At 47.3% G+C, this 8895-nt stretch carries 8 protein-coding genes; 2 read left to right on the top strand and 6 right to left on the bottom strand.

Annotation, left to right across the window (positions count from 1 at the left end; all coding sequences use genetic code 11):
* The first annotated feature begins 335 nt into the window (after positions 1 to 335).
* Positions 336 to 797 (top strand): Dps family protein, encoded by a 462-nt coding sequence (locus FGT79_RS20295; protein WP_138754644.1) that lies wholly within the window; start codon positions 336 to 338, stop codon positions 795 to 797.
* 74 nt (positions 798 to 871) lie between these two features.
* Here the strand turns inward: FGT79_RS20295 and FGT79_RS20290 are convergent, their stop codons facing one another.
* Positions 872 to 1510, bottom strand: coding sequence for a fumarylacetoacetate hydrolase family protein (locus tag FGT79_RS20290; protein ID WP_246096515.1), 639 nt, complete (start codon positions 1508 to 1510; stop codon positions 872 to 874).
* Positions 1511 to 1550: 40 nt separating this feature from the next.
* On the bottom strand, positions 1551 to 3473 hold the full coding sequence (locus FGT79_RS20285; RefSeq protein ID WP_138754643.1) for an ABC-F family ATP-binding cassette domain-containing protein: 1923 nt from the start codon (positions 3471 to 3473) through the stop codon (positions 1551 to 1553).
* A 276-nt stretch (positions 3474 to 3749) separates the two neighbouring features.
* Between FGT79_RS20285 and FGT79_RS20280 the strand changes: the two genes are divergently transcribed.
* A complete protein-coding gene (locus tag FGT79_RS20280) occupies positions 3750 to 4310 on the top strand; it encodes a guanylate kinase (protein WP_138754642.1) in 561 nt (186 codons plus the stop codon).
* A gap of 206 nt (positions 4311 to 4516) precedes the next feature.
* Here the strand turns inward: FGT79_RS20280 and fumC are convergent, their stop codons facing one another.
* The 4 genes from fumC to FGT79_RS20260 form a co-directional block, all read right to left on the bottom strand.
* A complete protein-coding gene (fumC, locus tag FGT79_RS20275) occupies positions 4517 to 5902 on the bottom strand; it encodes a class II fumarate hydratase (RefSeq protein WP_138754641.1) in 1386 nt (461 codons plus the stop codon).
* Positions 5903 to 6204: 302 nt separating this feature from the next.
* On the bottom strand, positions 6205 to 7608 hold the full coding sequence (locus tag FGT79_RS20270) for a GAF domain-containing sensor histidine kinase (protein WP_246096514.1): 1404 nt from the start codon (positions 7606 to 7608) through the stop codon (positions 6205 to 6207).
* A 146-nt stretch (positions 7609 to 7754) separates the two neighbouring features.
* Positions 7755 to 8423 carry a bifunctional 2-keto-4-hydroxyglutarate aldolase/2-keto-3-deoxy-6-phosphogluconate aldolase gene (locus tag FGT79_RS20265; protein ID WP_138754640.1) on the bottom strand — a complete coding sequence of 223 codons (669 nt, stop codon included), beginning with the start codon at positions 8421 to 8423 and terminating at the stop codon, positions 7755 to 7757.
* Between the two features lie 98 nt (positions 8424 to 8521).
* A complete protein-coding gene (locus tag FGT79_RS20260; protein WP_138754639.1) occupies positions 8522 to 8833 on the bottom strand; it encodes a Dabb family protein in 312 nt (103 codons plus the stop codon).
* Between the last annotated feature and the right edge of the window lie 62 nt (positions 8834 to 8895).

Here is an 8895-nt window from a genome sequence, read left to right as displayed (position 1 = left end):
TTTCACAGCCTATATCTCACTAACAGGAGTGATACTGTTGCACTTTCTGCAGCGTAGCCTGACGAATTGCCTTTTTTGCGCGGTTCTATTGCACAAAGTGCAATGTACGCCGCAACGATTCCTTGGTGAGTGGTCAGCCAATCCTTCTGTTCACTTTTTTTAAAGCCTGCCTGTTTCAGTTTCCGAATTGATGTGTAATAGTATTGACAAGTAGTTATTTATTTGTACTTATTATAAATAAGGAATTGATCTAAATCAAAAAACAAATACTCCTTGTTTATTACGTATTCACCACCTACTCATAGCGCAAACTACCATCAGAGAGGATGATCGATATGACAACAGCAACTACTGCAAAATCAGCTACGGTACAAGAGCACCTTAACCACCAAATCGCCAACTGGAGCGTACTTTATATCAAGCTTCATAATTACCACTGGTATGTGAAGGGCTCTCAATTTTTTACCTTACATGTAAAATTCCAAGAACTGTACGAGGAAGCCGCACTCCACGTCGACGAGCTCGCAGAGCGCCTTCTTGCCTTGAAAGGCAAACCGATCGCTACTATGAAGGAGCATATAAAAACTTCCAGCATCGAGGAAGCCTCTAATAAAGAGGATGCTACTCAGATGGTTGATCAGTTGATAGCGGATTTCTCAACCATTATCGGTGAGTTGAAGGAAGGCATGCAGGCCGCACAAAAAGCCGAGGATGAAACAACAGCAGATATGCTGCTCGCGATTCATACGACACTTGAGAAGCATGTGTGGATGCTGAGCGCGTTTAACAACAAATAAGCGGCCATCATCGTAAAAAGAGGGTGCAGTTCACAGCGAATAGGCTGTAAACTGCACCCTCTTTTGTATAATCGTTATACCAATGCCACACTGCAGCTTCCAACGACCTTATCCGCCCATAATGCTTGCAGCAAGTCGCCTTCCTGCAACGCAGCAACGCCCGCTGGCGTACCTGTATAAATAATATCGCTTGCACCGAGACCATAGTTCTCGCCAACATATTGAATGAGCTCCGCCACGCCGAACAGCATATCCGCCGCTTTGCCGCGCTGCGCCTCTGCTCCATTGCGGAGCAGAACAAACTCGGTTTCGGCAAGCGCTGCCGCACCCGGATAAGGAAGCCATTCCCCTAGCGGCGCCGATCCTTTGAAGCCTTTGGCCGCCAACCACGGCTGGCCTTTCGCCTTCAACTTCGACTGTACGTCGCGTAGCGTCAAATCAAGACCAAGCGCTATGCCGTCGATACATTGCTCGATATCGTTGCCCGGCTCATAAGCCTCGCCAATGCGAAGCACAATCTCTAGCTCAAAATGCACCTCACCCACATTGCCTGGTATTGAGACGACATTGCCATCCATCGGCACGATTGCATGAGACGGCTTAGTAAACACAAGCGGCTCGTCCGGTACTTCGTTGCCGAGCTCTAATGCGTGAAGCCGGTAGTTGCGGCCAATACAATAAATATTCCGAATGTCATTCGAATTCGTACTCACGAGCATTCCGCCTTTCCCTATTGCAAGTTGTTCGTCCAGCTTATTTCTGAGCTGCGATCTGTTCGGCCAGCTCATTCAGCTCTGCCCAGCGGTCCATTAGCTTCTCAAGCTGCTCTTCCTTCTGCTGCTGCTCGGCTGCAAGCTCTTGAAGTCTAACAGAATCACTTCCTGATAATTCCATTTGTGTAGCAATCTCATTAATCTCGTTCTCTGCTGCTTCAATCCATCCATCAATCTGCTCAAAATCCTTTTGCTCTTTGTAAGACATCTTAATCGTACGCTGCTTGTCCGCTGCTTTAATATCCGCTGCCGCAGGGGCTTGTGTTTTCGGAGCTGGCGCAGCAGCGACCGCTTGGGCTGTACCATGCTTTGCGACATACTCCTGATATTCAGAATAATTGCCGGTATGATGCGTAATCACACCATCGCCCTCGAATGCGACGATCTTATCTACTGTACGGTCCAAGAAATAACGGTCATGAGAAACAACAAACACAACTCCAGGGAAATCGTCCAAATAATCCTCAAGCACCGTAAGCGTTGAGATGTCCAAATCATTCGTAGGCTCATCCAGCAGCAATACATTCGGCGCGTTCATTAACACGCGAAGCAGCTGCAAGCGGCGTTTCTCCCCACCAGACAGCTTGGAGATCGGTGTCCACTGCATCGTTGGCGAGAACAAGAATCGTTCCAGCATTTGACCCGCAGAAATCGTCGAGCCGTCTGCCGTCTTAACCTGCTCGGCTCCCTCGCGAATATATTCGATGACGCGGAGCGATTGATCCATCTCCTCATGCTCCTGCGAGAACCAGCCTAGCTTCACCGTTGTACCGAGCTCCACCGTTCCCTCATCGGGTGTTAAGCGTCCGGCGATCAGCTTCATAAGCGTCGATTTGCCGCTTCCGTTGCGGCCAACAATTCCCACTCGATCCTCTGGCACACCAATATAGCTAAAATCACGAATTAACGTCCGATCGCCGAATCGTTTCGTCACCTCTTCCAACTCAACGATCTTGCGGCCAAGCCGTGTTGAAGCGACGGAGACATCCATCTTGCCGCCTGCTTGCTTAGGCGCATCTGCCTTCAAAGCGTCGAATCTGTCGATGCGCGCTTTCTGTTTCGTTGTTCTCGCCTTTGCACCGCGTCTAATCCAAGCCAGTTCATTACGCAGCAGGTTTTGCCGCTTTGATTCCGTTGCAGCTTCCCGTTCTTCGCGGTCCAGCTTCAGCTCCAGGAACCGACTGTAGTTCGCTTGATAGAAATGTGCCTGACCTTTATCAAGCTCAATGACACGATTGCTGACTCGGTCGAGGAAATAACGGTCATGCGTAATCATGAGGAGAGCGCCTCTGCGCTTCTGCAGCATGCCCTCCAGCCACGCAACAGAATCATTATCGATATGGTTCGTAGGCTCATCGAGGATAAGCACATCGGAGGGCAGCAATAGCGCGGCCGCCATGGCGACACGTTTACGCTGACCGCCGGACAACGTCTCCACCTTAGCCTCAAAATCATAAATACCAAGCTTAGACAACGCCATCTTCGCATCGCTCTCGAGCTGCCAGGCATCGAACTCATCCATAAGCTGATTCGCTTTGATCAGTTTTTCCTGCAGCGCTGTATCGCTTGGGTTCAACTCAATGGCTACCATAGCCGCAGCGTATGCCTGAACCGCTCTAAGCTGTGGAGAATCTCCGCCAAGCACATGCTCAAGCGTCGTTTCATTAGGGGCGAACACCGGGTCCTGTGCCAGCATTCTAACCGTAACCCGGTTGCCGATGGACACATTGCCCGAGTCAGCCTGCTCTAGACCAGCAATCACTTTCAGAAAGGTTGATTTTCCCGTGCCATTCACACCGATAATGCCGACTTTGTCACCATCCTCAACCCCGAACGTGACATTCTCGAACAACAGCTTCTCGCCGTAGCTCTTCGTTATATGTTCAACAGATAATAAATGCATATGGCAAACCTACTTTTTCGCAAGAGTATAGCTGCAATCGCAACCATTCGTATCATACCACAAGGCGAAACGGCTGTCGCCGCCCTCTGGCGGCGCAGCGCGTTTCATTCCGAGAAATATAGAGAAGGATGGCAAAATCATTTCCTTTTCTATATTTCAATAGGATTTATAGTTACTGGCCCTTCCCCCTCTAAACCACTGCAGCCTGCCAAAAAACAGATCACCATTTGCCCGCAATATGCCGATATAAAAGGTAAGAGGAAGGAGTGATTCCGCATGAGCAAACCCTATCTATTTATATTTACCGGCACAAGCGGTTCCGGCCGCAAGACAGCAGCGCACAAGGCACTGCAAGGCTCCGGCATTGCGCATATCCCCTCCTGTACGGATCGTCCGCCGCGCGACAAAGAACGTCCCGATATGGATTACCGATATGTCAGCAAAGAGCAATTCGATCAGCACGAGGCTGATGGCTTCTTCACCGAATCGGTCAGAATTGACCGACATCGCTACGGCATAGGCAAACGTTATCTCGATTTGGCACTTCAAGCAGGCAACAGCGCCTATTTGATCCTAAACCGCGAGGGCTCGGATACCATTCGCAAACTGTATGGCGAGCGTGCTATCCGCATTTTTATTTACGTAGACAAGAAGACCGTATCCGAGCGCTTAGAGAGTAAAGGCACAAGCTACGAAATCATTAACAGCTACTTGGATCATTACTCGGAAGAAGTGACCTATCGCAAGTTCTGCGAGCATGTCATCGAGAATGTTTCGCTTGAAGAAACTGCGAAGCAGATCAAAGCTATTGTCGATGGCTATCTCAAACAAAGCTAAATAATCATAGGTTACAGTGCGGATTGGAGCTGCTATATCCAGTCGCATTTGTAACGGTGAAATGGCTATCGTCGTTCTTTTGCCGTTATGTGCGTTTCATTCCGAGAAATATAGAGAATTTGCAGCTTAATGATATACTTTCCTATATTTTAAAAAAGGGCCGCATACCGTCTTCAAAAGACGGCAGCAGCCCTTTTTGCTATGCATTAACGTTTGCCTATCATGTTCTCAGGACGAACGAACTCGTCGAACTGCTCGGAAGTGAGCAAGCCGCTGGCAATCGCTGACTCTTTCAACGTGAGTCCTTTTTTGTGTGCATTCTTCGCAATAGCTGCCGCGTTCTCGTAGCCAATATGCGGATTAAGCGCGGTAACAAGCATCAATGATTGATCCAGGTTGCGCTTGATAACTGCTTCATTAGGCTCGATACCGACCGCACAGTTATCGTTGAACGATACCATACCGTCAGCAAGCAGCGCTACCGATTGCAGGAAATTATAAATGATAACAGGCTTGAATACGTTCAACTCGAAATTGCCTTGGCTAGCCGCCATCGAAATTGCTGTATCATTGCCGATGACTTGACATACAGCCATCGTCAATGCTTCGCTTTGAGTTGGATTAACTTTGCCCGGCATAATAGAACTGCCCGGCTCATTCTCTGGAATCGAGATTTCGCCAATACCACAGCGAGGTCCGCTCGCCAGCCATCTTACATCATTCGCAATTTTCATCAAATCAGCTGCAAGTGCTTTTACAGCGCCATGCGTGTACACGATTTGGTCATGGCTAGTAAGCGAATGGAATTTGTTCTCCGCTGTGATGAACGATTTTCCAGTCAGCGCCGTTACTTCCTCAGCTACCGCCACCGCAAAGTCGGGATGTGCGTTAAGGCCTGTTCCAACTGCTGTGCCTCCGAGCGCTAGATCGCGCATCGTTTCAACACTTTGTACAAGCATCGCACGCGTTCTATCAAGCATCGAGTACCAACCGCTGATTTCTTGACCGAGTGTGATTGGCGTTGCATCCTGCAGATGCGTACGACCGATTTTGACAATATCATTAAACGCCTCTGCTTTCGCACGAAGGGTTCCATTAAGCAAATCTAGTGAAGGAAGCAACCGATCCTCAAGCGCAATCACTCCAGCGATGTGCATAGCTGCTGGGAATGTATCGTTCGAGCTTTGCGAACGGTTTACGTCATCATTTGGGTGAATGCGTACTTCGCTTCCGCGTTCAGCAAGCAAGCCATTCGCACGGTTCGCAATAACCTCATTAACGTTCATATTCGTTTGCGTGCCGCTGCCTGTCTGCCATACAACGAGCGGGAAATGCTCATCCCATTTGCCTGCTACGATCTCATCAACTGCCTCACCGATAATCGCAGATTTCGCCGCATCGAGTACGCCAAGCTTCTCGTTCGCACGCGCTGACGCTTTTTTGATATAAGCCATTGCATAGACGACTTCTATCGGCATACGCTCTCCGCTTATTTTGAAGTTTTGCAGGCTGCGCTGCGTTTGTGCGCCCCATAGCTTGTCTGCAGGAACCTGAATCTCGCCCATCGTGTCCTTCTCAATCCGATAATCCATTAATTGAACGACTCCTTTAATCAATTGATTTGACTCTTCATGACCCTGTTTCTGTTATAACGCTATTCTGACTCAGAATCAAGCAATCCAGCGTATTTTAGATAAGAAGAAATTGTGCACAACCCAGCTGTCGCAACCTTTCACCCTTATCATTTGAAAACGATTTCTATTATGCTGTAAGACAAACAAGATTTTTCCCACTTTATGAATATAACTTTTATCCGCGAAACAAAGAGGAATGAACATGATATATACTAATGAGAACCTTCAGTAGAAACATCTTTCTTGCTTAAAAAGAAAACCTACTCAAGTGGAGCTGATACGAACAAAGGCAGATTAAGCGCAAAGCATGAACCGCTTTCACTTGATTCCACGAGCCAGACGTTGCCCCCCAGTTGCTCAGCCAGCTTTTTGCAAATCGAAAGTCCCAGTCCCGTGCCGCCATATTGCTCTGATCGGCTGGGCGCATGCAGCTGGCTGAAAGGCTGAAACAGCTGATCCAGCTTCTTGCTATCTATTCCGCTTCCTGTATCTCTCACTTTAAGCAGCAATCGAGGGCTGTCTGCCGGCTCCATAATCGTATCAGCCATTATCGTTACACTGCCGGAATCGGTAAACTTAATTGCATTGCTAACCAAATTAATAATAATCTGATGCAGCTTGGTCACGTCCACGAATAAAGTATCAGGCACGGAAGAATCGATGTCCATGTGCAGCTTAATACCTTTACTGGCAGCATTCTGAAACATCAGATCATGGACCTGCTTTATGCAAGCTTCCAATTGAATCGAATGAAAGCTTAAATCCTTAGCCTCCGATTCCAGCTTGGCATACGAGAGGATATCGTTCAGAATAGCGAGCAGCGAATCACCGCTTGTTTTCGCAATTTCGATATATCGCAGCTGCTCCTCTGACGGTTCCGTCGATTGAAGCAAATCAATCATCCCGATAATACCGTTAAGCGGCGTGCGAATCTCATGACTCATGACCGCCAGCAAATTGGACTTCTCCTCTGCTAAGCTGTAAATTGTCTGATGGGCATCCTTTAAGGCATTTGCCGCATCCTCTAATTCCAGTACATTCGCAAAAAATGCGGCCAAAGAAGACATAAATGCAACTTCTTTTTCGTTGTAAGCATAAAATTCATGATCAAATGCGCACAACGAGCCATAGACCTCTCCTTTCCTTTTTACAATCGGAACCCCCATGAAGGAACAGCCACCCACCAGCTTGGTTGCATCCATCTCCCGAGTAAGGGGATGCGTGAGGTTGTCTCCAATAACGAGTGGGCCTTTGGACTTCTCAATAACGAGATGGCAATAGGAATCTTCGTTATCCACAACCAAACCTTCGTCTAGAATATGATTAGCACGGTTAAATGATCTTAAAACCGTAGTCGTAAGCCTATCGTTTATCGCAATACAAAACGTATTTGCCGGTATCATCGCACTCGCCGTGCTCATCACTTGTGTTGCCGAATCATAGATGTTGCGCGAGACGATTGTAAGCATGTCCTCAATCATAGACGATCTCATACTACCCATCCCATCTTGAATATGTTTATGCCTCTGAAGCGCAGGGCTCCGGCTACTGTCAAGCATAAACCTCAGGAAGAGCGTTGTCCAAGCCTTTTCACCACGCAATTCGATTTTCCTCTGAAGCGTTCCGCCCTTCTCCTCTACTTCGATAGATACAGCTCGGCTCAAGCAAAAACGCCTTCGGCGTCCTTTAAGACGCTGAAGCAGCTTTGACGGTGAAATATAAACCCTTTATAAGCGAACAAACTTATAAATTCTTATATTTTGAAAAAATACCCCGATAGAGCACAAGCTTACTCCATCAGGGTATAAAATTAATTGCCTTTTGCTTCGCGATATGCCGCAATATAAGCAGCAGCCTTCTTCTCAATAAGTGAGAAATCGCCTGTTTTCACCGCATCCTTCGTTAGATCGGAACCAATGCCAACCGCAACTGCACCAGCCTTGATCCAATCCTTCAGATTATCAAGTGATACGCCGCCTGTCGGCATAACGTTCGCTTGAGGCAGCGGCCCTTTAATAGAAGGAATGACATTCGGAGAGTACAGGTTGCCTGGGAACAGCTTCACAATATCAACACCAAGCTCAAGTGCTGTTTGAATTTCATGAATCGTCATTGTGCCAGGAAGAATAGGAATCGCATATCGATTGCATAGCTTTATCGTATCTGGGTTCAGTGCAGGTGAGACGACATATTCAGCTCCAGCTAGAATAGCAGCACGAGCCGTTTCTGGGTCAAGCACAGTACCTACGCCAATAATAGCGAAATTATCCGCATCCGGTGATACATCGCTTGAAAATTCCTTCGATAATTGCTCGATTGCGCGAAGTGCAAAGGGTACAGTCATCGTGATCTCTATCGCTTTAATACCGCCCTTGATCGCGCGGCGCGACATTTCCACAACTTCCTCTGGCGAGTCGGCGCGCAGTACAGCGACAACGCCAGCCTCCGTCAGCTGCTGCAGCACTTTAAGCTTTTTCATTCGCAAATCCCTCTTCCTATTATGTTCGTATTTGTTCGAAAATGTGTTGTCTATAACGTTCATTATATGTCGTTTCGAACAAATCTTCAATCTTTATGCTACTTGGCGTAATCAATCTCTAGAAATTTTTCTACTTCGACAACCCAGCGTTCATTCACGAATTGTACATGCAGCGGATGCTCATTGTACGCATCGTAATCAACTTGATTCGCGAACTCCATGGAAAAACCGTGGCGATAGTCATTTTTCGCGCTTACCTGCTTGTACACCTGGAAGTTTGTTACAGTAGGAATCGATGTTAAAATCCGCTCTCCATCAGCCAAAAATTGAATCTCAGCCTCAGAGCCCTGCTCATGCTTTAATGTAAAAATAACCGAGTGCAGAATCCATTCTTTCGTTTGTAATGACATTTCTTATCTCTCCTTTATCTTATAAAAATGAAGTTATTCCTTTAAAAATAACATAAACAAGC

The organism is Paenibacillus sinopodophylli (genome assembly GCF_005930355.1).
Classification (GTDB): Bacteria; Bacillota; Bacilli; order Paenibacillales; family Paenibacillaceae; genus Pristimantibacillus; species Pristimantibacillus sinopodophylli.
Note: the sequence above shows the minus strand (reverse complement) of the source record. Positions and strands in the feature narration are given on the sequence as shown.

Excerpts from the sequence above, each read along its gene's own strand:
- FGT79_RS20295 (WP_138754644.1), top strand. The coding sequence starts at position 336 with ATGACAACAGCAACTACTGCAAAATCAGCTACGGTACAAGAGCACCTT.
- FGT79_RS20285 (WP_138754643.1), bottom strand. The coding sequence starts at position 3,473 with ATGCATTTATTATCTGTTGAACATATAACGAAGAGCTACGGCGAGAAG.
- FGT79_RS20280 (WP_138754642.1), top strand. The coding sequence starts at position 3,750 with ATGAGCAAACCCTATCTATTTATATTTACCGGCACAAGCGGTTCCGGC.
- fumC (WP_138754641.1), bottom strand. The coding sequence starts at position 5,902 with ATGGATTATCGGATTGAGAAGGACACGATGGGCGAGATTCAGGTTCCT.
- FGT79_RS20265 (WP_138754640.1), bottom strand. The coding sequence starts at position 8,423 with ATGAAAAAGCTTAAAGTGCTGCAGCAGCTGACGGAGGCTGGCGTTGTC.
- FGT79_RS20260 (WP_138754639.1), bottom strand. The coding sequence starts at position 8,833 with ATGTCATTACAAACGAAAGAATGGATTCTGCACTCGGTTATTTTTACA.